The organism is Pannonibacter sp. Q-1, assembly GCF_054073275.1.
The window spans coordinates 1-18,709 of record NZ_JBSXNB010000002.1 but is presented as its reverse complement, the minus strand read 5'-3'; the positions used below and the strand labels follow the sequence as shown (position 1 = coordinate 18,709).

18 protein-coding genes are annotated in these 18,709 nt (G+C 63.2%); 6 read left to right on the top strand and 12 right to left on the bottom strand.

Annotation, left to right across the window (positions count from 1 at the left end; all coding sequences use genetic code 11):
• Positions 1-45: 45 nt before the first annotated feature.
• Together ACVNHC_RS04055 and aspS are read right to left on the bottom strand one after the other, a co-directional pair.
• Positions 46-1,818 (bottom strand): ABC transporter ATP-binding protein, encoded by a 1,773-nt coding sequence (locus tag ACVNHC_RS04055; protein WP_457166500.1) that lies wholly within the window; start codon positions 1,816-1,818, stop codon positions 46-48.
• A 98-nt stretch (positions 1,819-1,916) separates the two neighbouring features.
• The gene (gene aspS, locus ACVNHC_RS04050) at positions 1,917-3,698 is read right to left on the bottom strand and encodes an aspartate--tRNA ligase (RefSeq protein WP_457166905.1); all 1,782 of its coding nucleotides are present in this window, start codon (positions 3,696-3,698) and stop codon (positions 1,917-1,919) included.
• Positions 3,699-4,070: 372 nt separating this feature from the next.
• Here aspS and ACVNHC_RS04045 point away from each other — a divergent pair, with 372 nt between their 5' ends.
• On the top strand, positions 4,071-5,309 hold the full coding sequence (locus tag ACVNHC_RS04045; RefSeq protein ID WP_457166499.1) for an MFS transporter: 1,239 nt from the start codon (positions 4,071-4,073) through the stop codon (positions 5,307-5,309).
• Positions 5,310-5,609: 300 nt separating this feature from the next.
• Here ACVNHC_RS04045 and ACVNHC_RS04040 read toward each other — a convergent pair whose 3' ends face one another.
• The gene (locus ACVNHC_RS04040) at positions 5,610-6,227 is read right to left on the bottom strand and encodes a nucleotide-binding protein (protein ID WP_457166498.1); all 618 of its coding nucleotides are present in this window, start codon (positions 6,225-6,227) and stop codon (positions 5,610-5,612) included.
• 129 nt (positions 6,228-6,356) lie between these two features.
• On the opposite strand from ACVNHC_RS04040, the gene rnd reads away from it, so the two are divergent.
• A complete protein-coding gene (rnd, locus tag ACVNHC_RS04035; protein ID WP_055455474.1) occupies positions 6,357-7,532 on the top strand; it encodes a ribonuclease D in 1,176 nt (391 codons plus the stop codon).
• 186 nt (positions 7,533-7,718) lie between these two features.
• On the opposite strand, the gene eno is transcribed toward rnd, so the two are convergent.
• Positions 7,719-8,993 carry a phosphopyruvate hydratase gene (gene eno, locus ACVNHC_RS04030; RefSeq protein ID WP_334249725.1) on the bottom strand — a complete coding sequence of 425 codons (1,275 nt, stop codon included), beginning with the start codon at positions 8,991-8,993 and terminating at the stop codon, positions 7,719-7,721.
• Positions 8,994-9,113: 120 nt separating this feature from the next.
• Entirely contained in the window at positions 9,114-9,956 is an 843-nt protein-coding gene (kdsA, locus tag ACVNHC_RS04025) for a 3-deoxy-8-phosphooctulonate synthase (protein WP_050471458.1), read from the bottom strand.
• A 221-nt stretch (positions 9,957-10,177) separates the two neighbouring features.
• On the opposite strand from kdsA, the gene galU reads away from it, so the two are divergent.
• Both galU and ACVNHC_RS04015 read left to right on the top strand, forming a co-directional pair.
• Positions 10,178-11,071: a UTP--glucose-1-phosphate uridylyltransferase GalU gene (gene galU, locus ACVNHC_RS04020; RefSeq protein ID WP_050471457.1), complete on the top strand. Its 894-nt coding sequence runs from the start codon at positions 10,178-10,180 to the stop codon at positions 11,069-11,071.
• A gap of 564 nt (positions 11,072-11,635) precedes the next feature.
• On the top strand, positions 11,636-12,109 hold the full coding sequence (locus ACVNHC_RS04015; protein WP_457166497.1) for a DUF4864 domain-containing protein: 474 nt from the start codon (positions 11,636-11,638) through the stop codon (positions 12,107-12,109).
• A gap of 231 nt (positions 12,110-12,340) precedes the next feature.
• Here ACVNHC_RS04015 and tgt read toward each other — a convergent pair whose 3' ends face one another.
• From tgt to coaD, 6 genes are all read right to left on the bottom strand, one after another.
• Complete coding sequence (gene tgt, locus ACVNHC_RS04010; RefSeq protein ID WP_457166496.1) at positions 12,341-13,492, bottom strand: tRNA guanosine(34) transglycosylase Tgt; 1,152 nt, start codon at positions 13,490-13,492, stop codon at positions 12,341-12,343.
• On the bottom strand, positions 13,489-14,607 hold the full coding sequence (queA, locus tag ACVNHC_RS04005; protein ID WP_457166495.1) for a tRNA preQ1(34) S-adenosylmethionine ribosyltransferase-isomerase QueA: 1,119 nt from the start codon (positions 14,605-14,607) through the stop codon (positions 13,489-13,491). The genes tgt and queA overlap by 4 nt, the downstream gene beginning before the upstream one ends.
• A gap of 51 nt (positions 14,608-14,658) precedes the next feature.
• Entirely contained in the window at positions 14,659-15,069 is a 411-nt protein-coding gene (locus ACVNHC_RS04000) for a VOC family protein (protein ID WP_197717615.1), read from the bottom strand.
• Between the two features lies 1 nt (position 15,070).
• Positions 15,071-15,505: a peptidylprolyl isomerase gene (locus ACVNHC_RS03995; RefSeq protein WP_457166904.1), complete on the bottom strand. Its 435-nt coding sequence runs from the start codon at positions 15,503-15,505 to the stop codon at positions 15,071-15,073.
• A gap of 95 nt (positions 15,506-15,600) precedes the next feature.
• Positions 15,601-16,083 (bottom strand): peptidylprolyl isomerase, encoded by a 483-nt coding sequence (locus tag ACVNHC_RS03990; protein ID WP_050471842.1) that lies wholly within the window; start codon positions 16,081-16,083, stop codon positions 15,601-15,603.
• 100 nt (positions 16,084-16,183) lie between these two features.
• A complete protein-coding gene (coaD, locus tag ACVNHC_RS03985; RefSeq protein WP_186393408.1) occupies positions 16,184-16,690 on the bottom strand; it encodes a pantetheine-phosphate adenylyltransferase in 507 nt (168 codons plus the stop codon).
• A gap of 188 nt (positions 16,691-16,878) precedes the next feature.
• On the opposite strand from coaD, the gene ACVNHC_RS03980 reads away from it, so the two are divergent.
• Together ACVNHC_RS03980 and ACVNHC_RS03975 are read left to right on the top strand one after the other, a co-directional pair.
• Positions 16,879-17,166 carry a hypothetical protein gene (locus ACVNHC_RS03980; protein WP_152967457.1) on the top strand — a complete coding sequence of 96 codons (288 nt, stop codon included), beginning with the start codon at positions 16,879-16,881 and terminating at the stop codon, positions 17,164-17,166.
• A gap of 210 nt (positions 17,167-17,376) precedes the next feature.
• Entirely contained in the window at positions 17,377-17,739 is a 363-nt protein-coding gene (locus tag ACVNHC_RS03975; RefSeq protein WP_123194327.1) for a hypothetical protein, read from the top strand.
• Positions 17,740-17,889: 150 nt separating this feature from the next.
• Here ACVNHC_RS03975 and ACVNHC_RS03970 read toward each other — a convergent pair whose 3' ends face one another.
• Positions 17,890-18,504, bottom strand: a complete 615-nt coding sequence (locus tag ACVNHC_RS03970) for a hypothetical protein (RefSeq protein WP_457166494.1) — start codon at positions 18,502-18,504, stop codon at positions 17,890-17,892.
• Between the last annotated feature and the right edge of the window lie 205 nt (positions 18,505-18,709).

Here is an 18,709-nt window from a genome sequence, read left to right as displayed (position 1 = left end):
CGTTTGGCCAGGCCCGAAAGGGCGTCAGCTGCCTGCCATCACGCATCACCCCTTCGCCGTGTCGCGGAACTGCAGATCGTAAAGCCGCCGGTAGACGCCATCATGGGCCAGAAGCGCTTCGTGCGTGCCGGTTTCCACCACGCGGCCCCGGTCGAACACGGCAATGCAATCCGCATCGCGCACGGTGGAAAGCCGGTGGGCGATGACGAGCGTGGTGCGGCCCTGCATCAGGCGCTTCAGCGCACCCTGCACCTTGGCTTCCGATTCCGCATCCAGCGCCGAGGTCGCCTCGTCCAGCAGCAGGATCGGCGCGTCGCGCAGCATGGCACGGGCGATGGCGATGCGCTGGCGCTGGCCGCCGGACAGCCGTCCGCCGCCCTCGCCCACGAAGGTGTCATAGCCCTGCTCCATTGCCTCGATGAACTCATGCGCATTGGCATCCACCGCCGCGCGGATGATATCCGCATCCCCGGCGCCGGGACGGCCAAGGGCGATGTTGTCGCGGATGGAGAGGTCGAAGAGGAAGGTATCCTGCGTCACCAGCGCGATCTGGTCGCGCAGGGAGGCGAGCGTGACCTGCCGGATGTCCTGACCGTCGATCAGAATGCGGCCCGTGCGGATGTCGTAGAACCGCTCCAGCAGCGAGAAGGTGGTGGACTTGCCGGCCCCCGAAGAGCCGACCAGCGCCGTTACCTTGCCAGCCTGCGCCACCAGGTCGAGCCCGGTCAGAACCGGCTTGTCGCCATAGGTGAAATGCACGCCCTCAAACCGGACCTCGCCCTTGCCGGTCTTCAGCTCAACGGCATCCGGCGCATCCTCGAAGGCGGGCGGGCGGTCCAGCATCTCGAACATGAGGCGCACGCCGACCAGATTGGAGCTGAGGTTCACATGCAGGCGGGCGAGGCGTTTCACCGGTTCATAGGCGAGCAGCAGCGCGGTGATGAAGGAGAAAAACCCTCCCGGATCCTTGCCCTGCTCGATGACGCTGAAGCCGCCATAGAGAATGACCAGCGCAATGGCAAAGCCGCCGAGAGATTCCATCAAGGGCGAGGTGCGGGCCGTCAGCGCCGCAATGCGGTTGGCCCGGCGCTCCACATCGGTGATGGCCTTGTCCATCTCGGCGCGCATCCGGTCCTCCACACGGAAGGCCTTGACCACGCGCACGCCGATCGCGGTTTCCTGCACGGCGGAAACGATCTTGGTGGTGGACACGAACTGGGATTTGGCGTGCTTGCGCACCCGCCGGACCAGCAGCGACACACCGAAGACGGCGGGCGGCATGATCAGCAGCGCGATGGCGCTGAGGCCGGGGTCCTGAATGACCATGACGGCGACGAGCCCGACAACGCTCAACAGATCTCGTCCGAGCGACAGCACCACCATGTCCAGCACGCTGCGGGCGGCCTGTGCATTGTGCGAAAGCCGCGTCGCCAGATCACCCAACGGCGTGCGGTCGAAGAAGGCCATGTCCTGCCGGGTGATGGTGCGGAACAGGCGGCGCTGGCAATCGGCGACAATGGCATTGCCGATCCGGCTCATCGTCACCTGCTGGCCGTAGGTCGAGATCCCCTTCACCGCGAAGATGGCCATCACCGTAAAGGCAATCAGCCGGACCATGGACTGGTCACGGTTGACGAAGACCTCGTTGATCACGTCGCGCATGATCCAGGCGCTGGCAGCGGTCGAACCGGCCACGAGGCCCATGAACAGGAAGGACAGGAGATAGCCCGGCACATGGGCGCGGGCATTTTCGGAAACGAGACGCCGGATCACCTCATAGGTGCCGTCCGGGTCCTGAAACCAGGTCTTGACGCTCACGTTTCACGCCTCTGGTCTGCAGCGGTCCGCGCTCTGAGCGCAAAGATCACCGCCGGATAATACGGCTGCGCCCGCTTTTCGGCGGGCGCAGCATCAGATCACTTGGCCGGGAGGTTAAGCCGCAGATGCAGCTCCCGCAGCTGTTCGTTGCTGGGCGGCGTCGGCGCGCCCATCAGAAGATCCTGCGCCTGCTGGTTCATCGGGAACAGCGACACTTCGCGCAGGTTCTTTGCCCCGACCAGCAGCATGATGATGCGGTCCACGCCAGCGGCCATGCCGCCATGCGGCGGTGCGCCATACTGGAAGGCGCGGTAGAGGCCGCCGAAGCGCTCTTCCACGTCCGAGGCGCTGAGGCCCACCTTCTCGAAGGCCTTGACCATCAGCTCCGGCGACTGGTTACGGATCGAACCGGACGCAATCTCGAAGCCATTGCAGACCATGTCATACTGATAGGCCTTGATGGTCAGCGGGTCCTGGTTCTCCAGCGCCTCCATGCCGCCCTGCGGCATCGAGAAGGGATTGTGGGCGAAATCGAGCTTCTTCTCGTCCTCGTTCCACTCATAGAACGGGAAGTCGACAATCCAGCACAGCTCGAACCGGTCACGGTCGACGAGGTTCAGATCCTCGCCTGCGCGGGTGCGTGCTTCGCCGGCAAACTTGTAGAACTTCGCCGGATCACCGGCGACGAAGAAGGCGGCATCGCCATCTTCAAGGCCGAGCTGCTGGCGGATCGCTTCGGTGCGCTCCTCGCCGATGTTCTTGGCAATGGGGCCTGCGCCTTCCAGCACATCGCCTTCCTTGCGCCAGAAAATGTAGCCGAGGCCCGGCTGGCCCTGCCCCTGCGCCCAGGAGTTCATCCGGTCACAGAAGGCGCGGCTGCCGCCGGTCTTGGCCGGAATGGCCCAGACCTGGTTGCGCTCGTCTTCCAGCATGCGGGCGAAGATCTTGAAGCCCGAACCGCGGAAGTGGTCGGACACCTCCTGCATGACGATCGGGTTGCGCAGATCCGGCTTGTCGGAGCCGAACATGCGGATCGAATCGTCATAGGCGATGCGGCGGAAGGTCTGCGTCACCGGCTTGCCTTCGGCAAATTCCTCGAAGATGCCGCGGATCACCGGTTCCATGGTGGTCCACACGTCTTCCTGCGTGACGAAGCTCATCTCCAGGTCGAGCTGGTAGAACTCGCCCGGCAGACGGTCGGCGCGCGGGTCCTCGTCGCGGAAGCAGGGAGCGATCTGGAAATAGCGGTCGAAACCCGCCATCATCAGAAGCTGCTTGTACTGCTGCGGCGCCTGGGGCAGCGCGTAGAAGGTGCCCGGATGAATGCGGCTCGGCACCAGGAAGTCACGCGCCCCCTCCGGCGAGGAGGCGGTGAGGATCGGCGTCGAATATTCGGTAAAGCCGCCCTTGGTCATCTCGCGGCGCATGGCGGCGATGATCTGGGTGCGCTTGACGATGTTCTTGTGCAGCGTGTCGCGGCGCAGGTCGAGGAAGCGGTAGGTCAGGCGGACGTCTTCCGGATACTCCTGCTCGCCGAACACCGGCAGCGGCAGTTCCTTGGCAGCGCCCAGCACTTCCATGTCGCGGATGAACAGCTCGATCTCGCCGGTCGGCAGGCCAGTGTTCACCGTCTCTGCCGTGCGGGCCTTCACCTCGCCGTCGATGCGGATGCACCATTCGGAGCGGACGGTTTCAGCCAGCTTGAAGGCGGCGCTGTCCGGGTCAACCACGCACTGGGTGATGCCGTAATGGTCACGCAGGTCGATGAAAAGAAGCCCGCCATGATCGCGCACGCGGTGAACCCAGCCCGACAGGCGAACGGTTTCCCCAACGTGGCTCGCGCGCAATTGGCCGCAAGTGTGGCTCCGGTAGCGGTGCATGCAGTCCTCGACAATCTCGGCAATGAACAAGGAGCGCGCCCCGCAAAAGGGCACGCAATCGTGCGAGCGACAAGCCACGTTGTGCCGCCAAAGTCAAGACGCAGGCGGGTTTCCTCCCCCGTTCCAGCCCTTCCGGGGCATACCGCGCCAGAGCCGTGCGCGCCAACCGATCACTTTCCGTGAAGTGTCCATTCACCTCGTGAACTGTTTTCACCGGCAAACGCAGAGTACAACGGGATACAAGGGAATTGCAGGCGGCCTGCGGCCTTTGAGTCGGGGCCAGGCACCGCCGCACCCAGAACTGACCAGAGGTCCAAGAGCGCAGCAGCAAAGCGCCGGCCCGCAATCGCAACGCGCCTTCCAGAGAAACCGATGTCAACGATCCGCCCGCTCATTCCCCTGCTTGCCACCGCCGGCATTCTCATCGGCGGCAACGGGCTGCAGGGAACCTTCATCTCGCTGCGCGCGCTGGAGGAAGGCTTTTCGCCGCAGACCATCGGCGTCATCGGCACGGGCTACAACATCGGCTTCGCCATCGGCTGCATCTATATCACGCGGATCATCCGGGCCATCGGCCACATCCGCGCCTTCTGCGCCCTGGCAGCGATCGCCGCCGCCGCCTCCATGCTGATGCTGCTCTATATCGCGCCCCTGCCCTGGTTCCTGATGCGCCTCGTTCAGGGGCTTTGCATCGCCGGACTGTTTGCCGTCGTGGAAAGCTGGCTCAATGCGCGCGTCACCAATGCCAACCGCGCCCGCACGCTTTCCATCTACCGCTTTGTCGATCTCGGCGCGGTAACCTTGGGCCAGTACATCATCCCGGCGGTCGGGGTCAGCGGTTTCGAGCTGTTCGTCATCATCGCCATGACGCTGACACTTTCGCTGGTGCCGATCTCCCTCACCGATCGCACCAGCCCGGCGGTGCCCGAACATGTGCGCTTCGATGTGCGGGTGCTGTGGCGTGTCTCGCCCCTGGCGACCATCGGCTGTATCGTTGTGGGCTTCACCAACGCCAGCTTCCGCTCGCTTGGCCCCGTCTATGCGGACGGCATCGGCATGACGGTCACCTCGATCGCCACCTTCATGAGCGCGGGCATCTTTGCCGGTGTGGTGCTGCAATATCCGCTGGGGCATTATTCGGACAAACTGGACCGGCGGCTGATCATCCTCATCGCCACTTTCGGCTCCTTCGTCTCCGGCATTTTCCTGGCGCAGGTGGCGGGCGAAAGTGTCTGGCTCAATTATCTGGGCATCTTCGCCTTCGGTGCCTTCGCCATGCCGCTCTATTCCCTGTGCTCGGCCCATGCCAACGACCACGCAGCCCCCGGCCAGCATGCGCTTGTTTCGGCCGGAACCCTGTTTTTCTGGTCGGTCGGGGCCATTGCCGGACCGCTCTTTGCCTCGATGCTGATGGGCCGTTACGGGCCGCATTCCCTCTTCTGGTACACCGCCGCCGTGCAGGGGCTGTTCATGGTCTACACGGTGATGCGGATGATGCAGCGCGAAGGCGTTCCGGCCGAAGGCCGCCGCAGCCGCTTCCGCTCCCTCCTGCGCACCTCCGCCTTCTTCGCCAAGCTGGCGGGATCGGGAGGCGCAAAGGAAAAGCCGTGAGGGAGTGTATCCTCACGGCGTCGCCCCGGCCAAGCGCAGCGCGCGCCGGGGACTACTCGCTTGCAGAGAGAGGCCATCGTCCGAAGCCGTCAGGCTGGGAAATGAACCCTCGCATGCCTTTACTCTTCGAAACAGTCTCATCCCTCTGCGAATGAGTGGTCCCCGGATCTGCGCTTCGCTTCGTCCGGGGCGACGCCGGGATTGAGTGGCAAGGCTCAACACATCTCCGGCTCATACTGCGGCGTGATGGAGCCTGGAAGCCATAAAGACGTCAGCGCCGGAAACGGCACAAACCCCGTTTCAATCCAGCGCCTGAATGAGCGGATGCCATTGCGCCAGAACATCGGCGGGAGCTGCCGGCGGATCGAAGACGCTGGTTCCGCTGGCAGCATGGCGGGCATAGATCACCCGGTCGGCAATTTCGGTCAGCAGCGGATAGCCTGCCTCCTGCGCCTGCTGCTGCAGCAGAAGCTGATCAGCCCGGCTGCGCCGGACCCGGTTGGCCACGACGAGAATTTCCGCCTTGCCCTTGCGGATGCGTTTCATTTCCGCGAGCCGTTTCAGGAACGCTGCCGTCGCGTCCCAGTCGAAGGCCGACGGCATCAGCGGCACGACAATGTCATCGGCCTCCCCCACAAGATCCTTTGCCCGCTCACCGCGCAGGCCGCCGGGGCCATCGATGAAGATGACCCCCTGGCTGAAGGACGGCATGTCATGCTCTCCCTTGCTCCAGTCGAGCCCATGGATCACCGGCAGGCCTTGCGGCCGGCGCTTGAGCCAGCCCAGCGACGAGCGCTGCCGGTCGGCATCAGCGAGAAACACCCGCTCGCCCCGCACGGCGAAGGCAGCCGCAAGCGTGGTGGCAAACGTGGTCTTGCCACAGCCGCCCTTGCTGTTGACGATGAGAATCCTGCGCATGAAGCTGTCCTCCGGAACCTGAGCTTTGCGCAGGTGTTTCCCTCATGCAACCTCGCCGGCGCACATTACAAGAGGCTGACGGTTTCATGGCGACAAGATGGCAAGTCTGCGGTATAGACCAGAGTTACCATGAATCTGATCACGACCACATCTGACCTCGCCGACGCCTGCAAGCGCCTTGCCGCCCATGATTACGTGACTGTGGACACGGAATTCCTGCGCGAGACGACATTCTGGCCGAAGCTCTGCGTTATCCAGCTGGCTGGCCCGGATGACGCCTTCATCGTCGACGCACTGGCCACCGGGCTTGACCTTGCGCCCTTCTTCGAGCTGATGCGCGATCAGTCCGTCATCAAGGTGTTCCATGCCGCCCGGCAGGATATCGAGATCGTCTATCATCTCGGCGGCCTGATCCCGACGCCCCTTTTCGACACTCAGGTCGCGGCAATGGTCTGCGGCTTTGGCGACTCGGTCTCCTATGACCAGCTGGTGCAACGCATCACCGGTGCGCGCATCGACAAGTCGTCCCGCTTCACCGACTGGGCCCGCAGGCCCCTGACGCAGAAGCAGCTGGAATATGCGCTGGCGGACGTCACCTACCTGCGCGACGTCTATCTGTTCCTCAAGGCCAACCTTGCCGAACAGAACCGCATCAGCTGGGTGGGCGACGAAATGCAGGTGCTGCTGTCGGAGGGCACCTACCGGACCGAACCGGAAGACGCCTGGCAGCGCCTGAAGATGCGCGTGCGCAAGCCCATCGAACTCGCCGTGCTGATGGAAGTGGCCGCCTGGCGCGAGCGCGAGGCCCAGTCCCGCGACGTGCCGCGCTCCCGCGTGCTCAAGGATGATGCCATCTACGAGATTGCCGCCCAGCAGCCGGTCAATGCGGACGCCCTCAGCCGCCTGCGCACCATCCCGCGCGGCTTCGAACGCTCCAAACAGGCCGAGGACATCCTCAAGGCCGTCAACGCCGCCATGAGCCTGCCCAAGGAGAAGCTGCCGAAGCTGCCCAAGGGCCGTCAGGCGCCCGATGGCTCTGCCGCCGCGGTGGACCTTCTGAAGGTGCTGCTGAAGCTCGTCAGCGAACAGCAGGGCGTTGCCGCCAAGGTGATCGCGACGGTCGAAGATCTGGAGCAGATCGCCGCCGATGATCAGGCCAGCGTGCCTGCGCTGGAAGGCTGGCGCCGCGAAATGTTCGGCGAGATGGCCCTGAAGCTCAAGCGCGGCGAAATCGCCCTCGCCTTCGACGGCCGCCAGGTCGTGGCGCTGGAGCAGCCCGCCAAGTCCAAGGCCGCTGCGGAGTAATCCGGCAGGCAGTCTAAAGATTGAAAAGCCCCCGGCGCCGCGAGGTTCCGGGGGCTTTTTTTGTTCCTCCAACGCGCCACCCGGCGCCGCAACAAAAACCCCCGGAACCTTCCGGTTCCGGGGGCTTCAAACTCAGCTGTCCTTCAGACTGATCAAACCGTCAGGCCAATCAGGCCTTCAGGCCAATCAAGCTTTCAGGATGGAGCGGCCGGCGAAACGGGCCTGGGAGCCCAGTTCCTGCTCGATGCGCAGCAGCTGGTTGTACTTGGCAAGCCGGTCGGAACGGGCCAGCGAGCCGGTCTTGATCTGGCCGCAGTTGGTGGCAACGGCGAGGTCGGCAATGGTTGCGTCCTCGGTCTCGCCCGAACGGTGCGACATGACGGCGGTGTAACCGGCCTTGTGGGCGGTTTCCACGGCGTCCAGCGTCTCGGTCAGGGAGCCGATCTGGTTCACCTTGACGAGGATCGAGTTGGCGGTGGCGCTGGCAATGCCCTGGCGCAGGCGGCTGGTGTTGGTCACGAACAGGTCGTCGCCCACCAGCTGCACGCGGTTGCCGCACAGCTCGGTCACGGCCTTCCAGCCGGCCCAGTCGTCTTCGGCCATGCCGTCTTCGATGGAGATGATCGGATAACGGGCGCTGAGGTCGGCGAGGTAAGCGGCCATCTGGTCCGAGTCCAGCGTCTTGCCTTCACCGGCCAGAACGTACTTGCCGTCCTTGTAGAACTCGGTGGAAGCGGCGTCGAGCGCGAGGTAGATGTCCTCACCCGGCTTGTAACCGGCCTTCTCGATGGCCTTCATGACGAAGCCGATGGCAGCGTCGGTCGATTCGAGGTTCGGCGCAAAGCCGCCTTCGTCACCCACGTTGGTGTTGTGACCGGCGTCCTTCAGAGCCTTCTTCAGCGTGTGGAACACTTCCGCACCCATGCGCAGCGCCTCGGAGAAGTTCTCCGCGCCCACCGGCATGATCATGAATTCCTGGAAGTCGATCGGGTTGTCCGCATGGGCGCCGCCGTTGATGATGTTCATCATCGGCACCGGCAGCAGGCGGGCGGAGGCGCCGCCGACATAGCGGTAGAGCGGCAGGCCGGAGGACTGGGCAGCAGCCTTGGCAACGGCCAGCGACACGCCGAGGATGGCGTTGGCGCCAAGGCGGGCCTTGTTCGGGGTGCCGTCCAGCTCGATCATGGTCTGATCGATGTGGATCTGGTCTTCGGCGTCGAGGCCACCGATGGTGTCGAAGATCTCGCCGTTGACGGCATCGACGGCCTTCAGCACGCCCTTGCCCAGGTAACGGGAGCCGCCGTCGCGCAGCTCGACAGCCTCATGCGCACCGGTCGAAGCACCGGAGGGCACGCCGGCGCGGCCAAAGGCGCCGTCTTCCAGCAGCACGTCCACTTCAACGGTCGGATTGCCGCGGCTGTCCAGAATTTCGCGCGCCGTGATATCGACAATGGCGGTCATTCGTATCTCCTCGAGATCAGCCCGGCCGGCCCTCCGGCACGGGCAAGGTAGGGACCGGACAATTGTCCGGCGCATTCACATCCCCCGGCAGCCGGCAGCGGCCACGGCAAGGGCAAAAGGTCAGGACTGCGCGGCAGCCTTCACCACGCGGTCAATGTCGCGCACCTGAGCAAGCAGCGCGCCCAGGTCCTTCAGCGGCACCATGTTCGGACCATCGGACGGAGCATTGTCCGGGTCGTCATGGGTCTCGATGAAGAGCCCTGCGATGCCTGCAGCGGCAGCCGCACGGGCGAGAACCGGCACCATGGTGCGGTCACCGCCTGTGGAAGCGCCCTGCCCGCCCGGCTGCTGAACCGAGTGGGTGGCATCGAACACCACCGGCGCACCGGTGCGCGCCATGATGGGAAGAGAGCGCATGTCCGTGACAAGCGTATTATAGCCGAAGGACGCGCCGCGCTCGGTGAGCAGCACATTCGGATTGCCGCTCTCGACGATCTTGGCCAGCACATTGGCCATGTCCCAGGGCGCCAGGAACTGGCCCTTCTTCACATTCACCGTCCGCCCCGTGCGGGCAGCGGCGACGAGAAGGTCCGTCTGGCGGCAGAGGAAGGCGGGGATCTGAAGGATATCAACAACTTCCGCAACCGGCGCACACTGGGCCTCGTTGTGGATGTCGGTGATCACCGGCATGCCGAAGGTCTCGCGCACTTCGGCGAAAACCGGCAGAGCCTCCTTGAGGCCGATGCCGCGCTTGCCCGTCAGCGAGGTGCGGTTTGCCTTGTCGAAAGAGCTCTTGAAAACAACGGGTATGCCGAGATTTCCGGCGATTTCCTTCACTGCGGCTGCCATCTCCAGCGCGTGGGCGCGGCTTTCCATCTGACAGGGACCGGCAATGAGGGAGAAAGGCGCGTCATTGGAGAATGTGACGTTGCCAACAACGACTTCCTTGTTCGGAGTCACCATGCGCAGATCATCCTTTGGGCGTAGGGGCCAACGGGGTCTGCATACAGGCCTTTTGCCCCTGCCGCAACTCCGCAGAACCCCAAGCAACCCCGTTTCGCATTTGCGAAAAATTTGATATTCAGGAGGTGTTGCCTGCAATCCTGCCATGTTTCGGCGCCAGCGTGAGCAACCTACAGCATATTGACCGGACAAACAGTCCACGTGTTTCAGGAGTATTTTCCATGAGCAGACCGATCCGCAAGGCCGTATTGCCGGTGGCAGGTCTCGGTACGCGTTTTCTTCCCGCGACCAAGGCCGTTCCGAAAGAGATGCTCACGATTGTTGACCGCCCGATCATCCAGCACGTGGTGGACGAAGCCCGTGCCGCCGGTATCGAGCACATTGTTTTCGTGACGGGCCGCAACAAGCACGTCATCGAAGATCATTTCGACATCAATTACGAGCTGGAAGACACCCTGCGCCGCCGCAACAAGGCCGCTGCGCTGGAACTTCTCGACAAGATCCGCCCGGATGCGGGCAGCACCAGCTTCACCCGCCAGCAGGAGCCGCTGGGTCTGGGCCATGCCATCTGGTGCGCCCGTGACATCATCGGCGACGAGCCCTTCGCCATCCTGCTGCCGGACGTGATCGTCAAGTCGCAGAAGAGCTGCCTCGCCCAGATGGTCGACGTCTACAACGAGCGCGGCGGCAACGTCATCGCCGTTGAAGAAGTGCCGGAAGACCAGACCCACCAGTACGGCATCGTCAAGCTGGCCAGCGGCGGTCCGCGCGGCCGCGCCATGCCGATCGAAGGCATGGTGGAAAAGCCGGCTCCGGGCACCTCTCCGTCCAACCTGATGATCACCGGCCGCTACATCCTGCAGCCGGAAATCTTCAAGCTGCTCTCCGAACAGGAGAAGGGCGCAGGCGGCGAGATCCAGCTGACCGACAGCATGATCAAGCTGATGGAGAACCAGACCTTCACATCGCTTCAGTTCGAGGGCCGCTCCTATGACTGCGGCTCGAAGATCGGCTTCATCGCCGCCAACATCGCCTTCGGCCTCGAACAGTCCGACATTTCCGGCGAGCTGATGACGATCATGTCCGACCTGACCCGCGCCAAGGCCGCCGAATAAACAGCTATCCGGAAGCAGAGCAATTCAAGGGGCGGAGCAATCCGCCCCTTTTGCGTGAGCGCGTTGCTTTTCAGGCTTTAGGGGGCATATTTTTCGGAAAACATGCGCTCTGAAAGCTGTGAGATTGACGCTCTGCTGCAAAAACTGCCGCGCGGCTGCAGACAACAGCAGCCCTCTGCAAACGAGTGGTCCCCGGCTCGCGCTGCGCTTGGCCGGGGTGACTCCCAGTGTTTGCTGGCAGGGCAGTACTCTCGGTCTATGCCGCATGCTGCAGAGTGATGCACAGATATCCCACCCATTCAGCGTCGCCCCGGACGCAGCGAAGCGGAGATCCGGGGACCACTCGCTTGCAGAGCGGTGAGAATTGTTTCCGCAGCTCAAATTGGCCTGAGTGGAGCTTACCGCAGAGCCCGGAACAACGGCCCTTCCCCGGCAAACAGTTTCCCGCCGCCGTTTTTCTCTGTCCCACCCCCGCTCTCCTCCCGAAAACGTGACGAAACAGGCAGATCTCTTTGCCGTTTTCTGGCGTAATCTTCTCATGTTCCACACGCGAGGAGACGCGCCATGAACAAGGTGGCCAGAAGGGTGATGTGGGGGGTGATGTGGGTTCTATGCGGCAATCTGGGCCTTGTGCTGTCCCCGGACCCGGCAGCGCTGAGGCTCGGGCCTCAGGCGGTCCAGGCCGAAGAGGCCTCGGGCCAGGAGTTTCGCCAGCTTATCCAGCAGCAGATGCAGGCCTTCCGGCGCAATGACGCTGCGGGGGCCTTTTCATTTGCCACGCCCGGATTGCAGCAGCAGTTCATGACGCCGGACATCTTCATCAACATGGTGAAGGAGGTCTACATGCCGGTCTACCGGCCGAAGAGCGTCAGCTTCGGCAAGCTGCGCCAGACGAAAAGCGGCCCCGTGCAGGAGGTCTTCGTCACCGGTCCCGATGGTGACGACTGGCTGGCGCTTTATTCCTTCGCACAGCGGGAAGACGGCACCTGGGGCATCTCCGGCTGCATCCTGCGCAAGGACAAGGGCTTTCAGGCCTGAGGTTTTCTCTGGAAGTCAACTGGCCTGCGGCGCATGGGGCAAACACCACGGCCCGCATCCCCTCCTCACGCGCCGTCCCGGCCTCTGAGCCGGGACCTGTCAGGGACGCAGTGACATTCCATGTCGAACCTGCGGGCCGCAGGCCTGACGTCCGATGGGGCGAACGTGGTGCCACCCTAACAGGCCCCGGCACAAGGCCGGGGCGGCGCGGGATGTGCGGTCCGGGACCCATCACAGCGGCGGCAGGTCGCCCCTGGCCCAGCCTTCCTTGACGCTGAGGCGGTGATCCTCGAAGCGGCCAGCCTCGATGGCGTCGCGCATGCCCTGCATGAGCTGCTGGTAATAGGCAAGGTTGTTCCACGTCAGCAGCATGGCAGCCAGCCCCTCGCCCGCCTTCACCAGATGATGCAGATAGGCGCGTGAATAGTCGCGCGCCGCCGGGCAGTCGCTTTCCTCGTCCAGCGGGCGCGGATCATCGGCGTGGCGCGCATTCTTCAGGTTGATCTTGCCGCGTCGGGTGAAGGCAAGGCCATGGCGGCCGGCGCGGGTCGGCATCACGCAGTCGAACTGGTCGATGCCCCGCGCAACGCTTTCCAGAATGTCGTCCGGCGTGCCGACGCCCATCAGGTAGCGCGGCTTGTCCACCGGCATCACCGGCGTGGTGACTTCCAGCATGCGCAGCATCACCTCCTGCGGCTCGCCTACCGCAAGGCCGCCGACCGAATAGCCCTCGAAGGGCATGGCAGCGAGGCTTTCCGCAGAGCGGATACGCAGATGCGGCACGTCGCCGCCCTGCACGATGCCGTAGAGCCCCTGCCCCTTTTCAACGCCGCCCATGGCCTCGAATTTGGCCCGCGAGCGTTCGGCCCAGCGGAGCGACAACTCCATCGCTCGCTGCACTTCCTTTTCAGGCGCCGGCAGGCCGATGCATTCGTCCAGCTGCATCTGAATGTCGGACCCGAGCAGCCCCTGGATCTCGACAGAGCGTTCCGGTGTCAGGTGATAACGCTGGCCGTCGATATGGCTCTGGAACTTCACGCCCGTTTCGTCCAGCTTGCGCAGCTGCGCCAGCGACATGACCTGGAAGCCGCCCGAGTCGGTCAGGATGGTGTGCGGCCACTTCATGAAGTGATGCAGACCGCCAAGGCGGGCCACACGCTCGGCACCGGGGCGCAGCATCAGGTGATAGGTGTTGCCCAGCACCACATCGGCGCCAAGCGCGCGCACCTGATCGGTATACATGGCCTTGACGGTCGCCTGCGTGCCGACGGGCATGAAGGCAGGCGTGCGCACGAGGCCATGCGGCGTGGTGATCTCTCCCCGCCGGGCCATGCCATCGGTTGCAAGCAGGCGGAAGGAGAAGCGCTGGGTGTCACCGGTCATCGGTCGATCTCATCCTGGGCGGCGATGCTTCCGGCAGCGGGAAACAGCAGCGAGCTGTCGCCATAGCTGTAGAACCGGTAGTCATCGGCAATCGCATGGGCATAGGCCGCGCGCATGGTATCAAGGCCGCTGAGGGCGGACACCAGCATGAACAGCGTCGAGCGCGGCAGGTGGAAATTGGTCATCAGCGCATCAATGGCGCGGAAGCGGTAGCCCGGCGTGATGAAGATGCGGGTCTCGCCCCGGAAGGCGGCAAGGCCGCCGGGTCTTTGCGCGGCGCTCTCCAGAATGCGCAGCGAGGTGGTGCCGACGGCAACCACCTTGTTGCCCCGCGCCCGCACCGCCTTCAGCGCCGCAGCGGTTTCACCGGAAATCTCGCCCCACTCGGCGTGCATCTCATGCGCGTCCGTGTCATCGGCCTTCACGGGCAGAAAGGTGCCTGCGCCCACATGCAGCGTCACCGTGTGGCGCTCGATGCCGCGTGCATCCAGCATCTCGAACAGGCGCGGCGTGAAATGCAGGCCGGCGGTCGGCGCGGCCACGGCGCCTTCCTTTTCCGCATAGATGGTCTGATAGTCTTCCCGGTCCTGCGCATCCTCGCCGCGCTTGGCCGCGATATAGGGCGGCAGCGGAATGTGGCCGGTGGCGTGAATGGCCGCGTCAAGATCGGGGCCCGAAAGATCGAAGACGAAGAGCACCTCGCCCGTGTCCTTCTTCTCCGCCACGGTCGCGTCCAGCACACCTGCCATGCAGGCCATGCCTTCGCTTTGCGAGCCAAAGCGCACCCGGTCGCCCGGAACCAGCTTCTTGGCCGGGCGGACGAAGGCCCACCAGCGGTCGGCACCGGCGCGCAGATGCAGCGTGGCGCCGATGGTGGCGATGGCCTCACCGCGCTGGCGCGTGCCTTCCAGCTGCGCCGGGATCACCTTGGTGTTGTTGAAGACAAGCGCGTCACCGGGCTGCAGCAGCGCGGGCAGATCTAGAACGCCCCGGTCCTCCAGCACAGGCCCGCCCTGCGGGCGCACCAGAAGCATGCGCGCCATGTCACGCGGCCGGGCGGGCCTCAGGGCGATACGCTCGGGCGGCAGGTCGAAGTCGAAATCGTCAACGCGCATGGGTGCGGGGTCCTGGGATCAAACGGCATCCCGCCGGGGGCTGCGTGACAGTCAGAGGTCCCAGCCACGGTTCTGGAACACCAGCCGGTGCCCGTCCGGATCCTCGAATGTCATGCCTGCTTCGGCCCAATAGGGATTTTCCGGCGGCACAGGCTGATAACCGCTTGCCTGCATCCGGTCAACGCTGGCGGTCCACAAGCCTTTGTCCGGCAGGTAGAGCACCAGCAGGCTTTCCTTGTCCGTGCAACGCGGCACCGTCAGCCCCTCGCGCATGAACAGGGCGAGATGCCAGGGCGCATGCGCGGCTCCGGCAATGAAACCGCTGTACCCCGCGTTGCCGGCAAACCGCGTCAGCACGGCAAGCCCGGCAGCATCGCAATAGAAATGCTCAAGGGCAGCAAGATTGCTTGCTGCCCTCGCAACTCTCAGCACCGGATAAGAAGAGGCCGGTGCGCTGATCATGTCAGGCGTCCGCCGCAACCTTCAGCGACACGATGCTGTCCGGGTCACGGACCGGCTCGCCGCGCTTGATCTGGTCGACGTTTTCCATGCCGGAGATCACCTCGCCCCAGACGGTGTACTGGCCGTCGAGCCAGGGCGCGTCGGTGAAGCAGATGAAGAACTGGCTGTCGCCGGAGTTCGGGTCCATGGCGCGGGCCATGGAGCAGGTGCCGCGCTTGTGCTTCTCCTTGGAGAACTCAGCCTTCAGCTTCTGGCCCGAGCCGCCGGTGCCGGTGCCGTGCGGGCAGCCGGTCTGGGCCATGAAGCCCTCGATCACGCGGTGGAAGACGATGCCGTTGTAAAAGCCCTCGCGGACCAGTTCCTTGATGCGGGCCACGTGGTTCGGCGCAAGGTCCGGACGCATTTCAATGACCACGGCTCCCTTGGTCGTTTCCATCAGGAGCGTGTTTTCGCTGTCCTTGTAGTCTGCCACTTGGATCTCCAGTTCGGATGCTTGTGTATGAACGGGTTTTAGCCTGCGCAGCGCCGCGGTCAACCCGCGTCGGCAGCAACCGTCATCTTGATGATCTTGTCCGGGTTGGCGGGCGGCTCGCCCTTGGCAATCTTGTCGACGAATTCCATGCCTTCGACCACTTCGCCCCAGACCGTATACTGGCCGTTCAGCCAGTCGCCATCAGCGAACATGATGAAGAACTGCGAATTGGCACTGTTGGGCGAGGCGGCGCGGGCCATGCCGAGCGTGCCGCGCTTGAACGGTGTGCGGGAAAACTCGGCCGCCAGATCCGGCTCCTCGGAACCGCCCATGCCGGTGCCGGTGGGGTCACCCGTCTGGGCCATGAAGCCGTCGATGACGCGGTGGAAGACGTGGCCGTCATAAAAGCCTGCGCGGGTCAGCTTCTTGATTCGCTCCACATGATTGGGCGCAAGGTCCGGACGCAGACGGATGACGACGCGGCCATCCTTCAGGTCCAGATAGAGGGTGTTCTGAGGGTCGAGGGTCTGCGCCTGCGGCATCGCGGGGGCGAGGACGAGCGACATGATGACCGCAAGGCAAGCAAAAAGGCGTTTCACGCGATGCTCCTGATACAACAAAAAAGCTGGAACGGCTGACGGATCAGCCCTTTTCCGCAGCCCGGGCCGCAAGCGGGCCTGCGACCGGTGCCGGGACAAAGGGAGTGATATCACCGCCCATGCGCGCGATCTGACGCACAAGCGTGGCAGTGATGTGACGCACCCCCGGTGAGGCGGGAAGAAAAACGGTATGAACATCGGGCACCATGGTGCCGTTCATGCCCGCCATCTGCATCTCGTAGTCGAAATCCGTGCCGTCACGCAGGCCGCGAATGAGCAGGGAGGCGCCCTCGGCCTTCGCCGTTTCCACCACCAGACCGCTGAAGGACAGCACGGACACCCGCTCCCCGGCCCCTGCCCCGAGCCTGTCTGCCACACAGGCGCGGATCAGATCCGCCCGTTCCTCGAAGGAGAACATCGGCGTCTTGCCGGGGTGGACACCAATGGCAACGATCACCTTGTCCGCAAGGCTGAGCGCCTGGGCAAGCACATCGAGATGGCCGTTGGTGATGGGATCGAAGGATCCGGCGTAAAGGGCGGTACGTGTCATGGCAAAGTGATAGCGCCCTTGCGGCGGCCGGGCAAGCGCTCCGGCACAGCTGCGCCAGTCCCGCTCAAGGCCGCGAAACCGGAGCGGTAATCACTGAACACAGTTTCAACATGTTCACATAACGTTGACAATTTGTTTAGCCAGCTTGGCTGGACAATGACCGGCAACAGGCCCATATCCGGCTCATCATGAACACCACATTCCTCTCCTCCCTGAGAGACGGGCTCTCTTCGCGCGTCTCAACTCCTGTTGCTTTCTGGCTGGCGGCGCTGGCCGGACTTGTCCTCCTCATGGGCGCGGGCATTGCCCGTATCGACACGATCGCAGCCCCTCTGCCCCCTCATGCGCTGACACCCGGCAAGCCGGCCGTGAAGGATCCCCATGGCTGCGCCGAACTGAGGTTCCTGAAGGAAGAGCCGGCCTGTTCCTACCGCGCCCGCGACGACAAGCCGCGCAATGGCGGCCCTGCGCTCTGAATTCTGGCTCTCTGAATTCTGGCCCCCTTATTCTGGTCCTCTGATCCAGACAGCAGGCCGCCGCATCAGGCATGACCAAAGGTAAGTTTTGGCATGATCGTGGCGGCCAGCCGCTCATTTCGTGTCATCTTGTGATACCCATCACGGAACCAAAGCCGTTTTTGAGGTGTTATGCTCTCACAACCTGACCAGATGGCAGGAGAGAGCCAGATGACGACGCAGCACAGCTTTACACCGCATGTTTCCGATACCGCCAGCTTCAACATTGCCAAGTTGAGCTTCGCCGGAGTTGCCGGACTTTTTGCGCTGGCCATCCTCGGCGTCTTTGCCTCCGTGGCGCTGGCCTTCGCCCAGTTCGAAACCACCCAGACCGTTCAGGCCACCAAGGGCAACCGGATCGAAGCAAGTCTTCCCTCCGCCTGTGACGGCCAGAGCTGGGGCAACTGGTCCGCCGCCTGCCTTGCCACCCTCAACGGCGAGCGCACGGTGCGCACCATCTCCACCACCACCACGGTGGAACAGCGCCCCGGCGGCGGTGTCTCGGTCCTCGTCCGCATGCCGGTTGAAGGCTGATCCCCCCTGACCTCCTCCCTACCCCCAAACTTCCCCCCGCGACTGAAGGCGGATGAGAGCAGCAGCCTCATCCGCCTTTTTTTGTTTGGGGATGGGGGGCGTGCATTAGCTCAAGGAGGGCTGTGCGCACTATCAAAACAAGTTCATGGACTACTCGGCATCGTACATCAATTTCAGGTTACGGACTTCCGGAAGTGGGTCTTTTTCAAGCTCTGATTTGAGGTCCTTTAAGTCCGAACAATAATTCGATAGCATTTCCGAAAGTCGATGTACTTCTCTCCGCACTCGCGGCAGATCGGCCATTGCAGGAACTTCCAGATTTTTTTGGTCGTAGCGATACTCATTGAGTACATGTCGCAATGCGCTTGATAGGCGATCAATATCATCGCCATTCAGTTGGCCACGTTCGAACATGTCGCCGAGCAGATTTAGAGTGAAGCTCAACCCCGGCTGGGTCCGCTGTTCACAGGCATGAAGCAAAAGCTCTTTGATCTCACTAGGGAATTTTGTGGCTACCGTTGCGTTTTCGATGAACTGCCTCAACGCAACAAAAGCGGGATACACGCTTAATGGCTCTCGGCTGGCTATTGCATAGCGCATCTGCCTGAAAGCCATGGGCTGATGATCAGGCCAAAGGCGCACCACCTGAAATGCGGTTGCGGCTAAAGATGTTATGTGTGGCAGCTTTTCTGGAGATTTCAGCAATCTAATGATATCTTCCGGAAAATCGCTAGCATCCAAGCGAGGCAGTAAATTCTTTGCCAAGAGGTAACCTATTTCACGGCCTATGGCGTGGTCTCGCCCATCATCTACCCACGCAAATCGATGACGTCCACTCTTCTCTCCTTCCGACTCAGGTCGCCAGAACAAGCAACTCTTGACACAGGAAAAAATTTTGGGGCTGACATAGATAGCTAGGAAAGGCTATTTTTGTCAGATGGTTAAGTTCAGGCGCCGGAGCAGGCTTCCG

What these genes read in the sequence shown, in the direction of transcription:
- aspS (WP_457166905.1), bottom strand. Translation starts at nt 3,698, where the DNA reads ATGCACCGCTACCGGAGCCACACTTGCGGCCAATTGCGCGCGAGCCAC.
- ACVNHC_RS04045 (WP_457166499.1), top strand. Translation starts at nt 4,071, where the DNA reads ATGTCAACGATCCGCCCGCTCATTCCCCTGCTTGCCACCGCCGGCATT.
- ACVNHC_RS04040 (WP_457166498.1), bottom strand. Translation starts at nt 6,227, where the DNA reads ATGCGCAGGATTCTCATCGTCAACAGCAAGGGCGGCTGTGGCAAGACC.
- rnd (WP_055455474.1), top strand. Translation starts at nt 6,357, where the DNA reads ATGAATCTGATCACGACCACATCTGACCTCGCCGACGCCTGCAAGCGC.
- eno (WP_334249725.1), bottom strand. Translation starts at nt 8,993, where the DNA reads ATGACCGCCATTGTCGATATCACGGCGCGCGAAATTCTGGACAGCCGC.
- kdsA (WP_050471458.1), bottom strand. Translation starts at nt 9,956, where the DNA reads ATGGTGACTCCGAACAAGGAAGTCGTTGTTGGCAACGTCACATTCTCC.
- galU (WP_050471457.1), top strand. Translation starts at nt 10,178, where the DNA reads ATGAGCAGACCGATCCGCAAGGCCGTATTGCCGGTGGCAGGTCTCGGT.
- ACVNHC_RS04015 (WP_457166497.1), top strand. Translation starts at nt 11,636, where the DNA reads ATGAACAAGGTGGCCAGAAGGGTGATGTGGGGGGTGATGTGGGTTCTA.
- tgt (WP_457166496.1), bottom strand. Translation starts at nt 13,492, where the DNA reads ATGACCGGTGACACCCAGCGCTTCTCCTTCCGCCTGCTTGCAACCGAT.
- queA (WP_457166495.1), bottom strand. Translation starts at nt 14,607, where the DNA reads ATGCGCGTTGACGATTTCGACTTCGACCTGCCGCCCGAGCGTATCGCC.
- ACVNHC_RS04000 (WP_197717615.1), bottom strand. Translation starts at nt 15,069, where the DNA reads ATGATCAGCGCACCGGCCTCTTCTTATCCGGTGCTGAGAGTTGCGAGG.
- ACVNHC_RS03995 (WP_457166904.1), bottom strand. Translation starts at nt 15,505, where the DNA reads ATGGAAACGACCAAGGGAGCCGTGGTCATTGAAATGCGTCCGGACCTT.
- ACVNHC_RS03990 (WP_050471842.1), bottom strand. Translation starts at nt 16,083, where the DNA reads ATGCCGCAGGCGCAGACCCTCGACCCTCAGAACACCCTCTATCTGGAC.
- coaD (WP_186393408.1), bottom strand. Translation starts at nt 16,690, where the DNA reads ATGACACGTACCGCCCTTTACGCCGGATCCTTCGATCCCATCACCAAC.
- ACVNHC_RS03980 (WP_152967457.1), top strand. Translation starts at nt 16,879, where the DNA reads ATGAACACCACATTCCTCTCCTCCCTGAGAGACGGGCTCTCTTCGCGC.
- ACVNHC_RS03975 (WP_123194327.1), top strand. Translation starts at nt 17,377, where the DNA reads ATGACGACGCAGCACAGCTTTACACCGCATGTTTCCGATACCGCCAGC.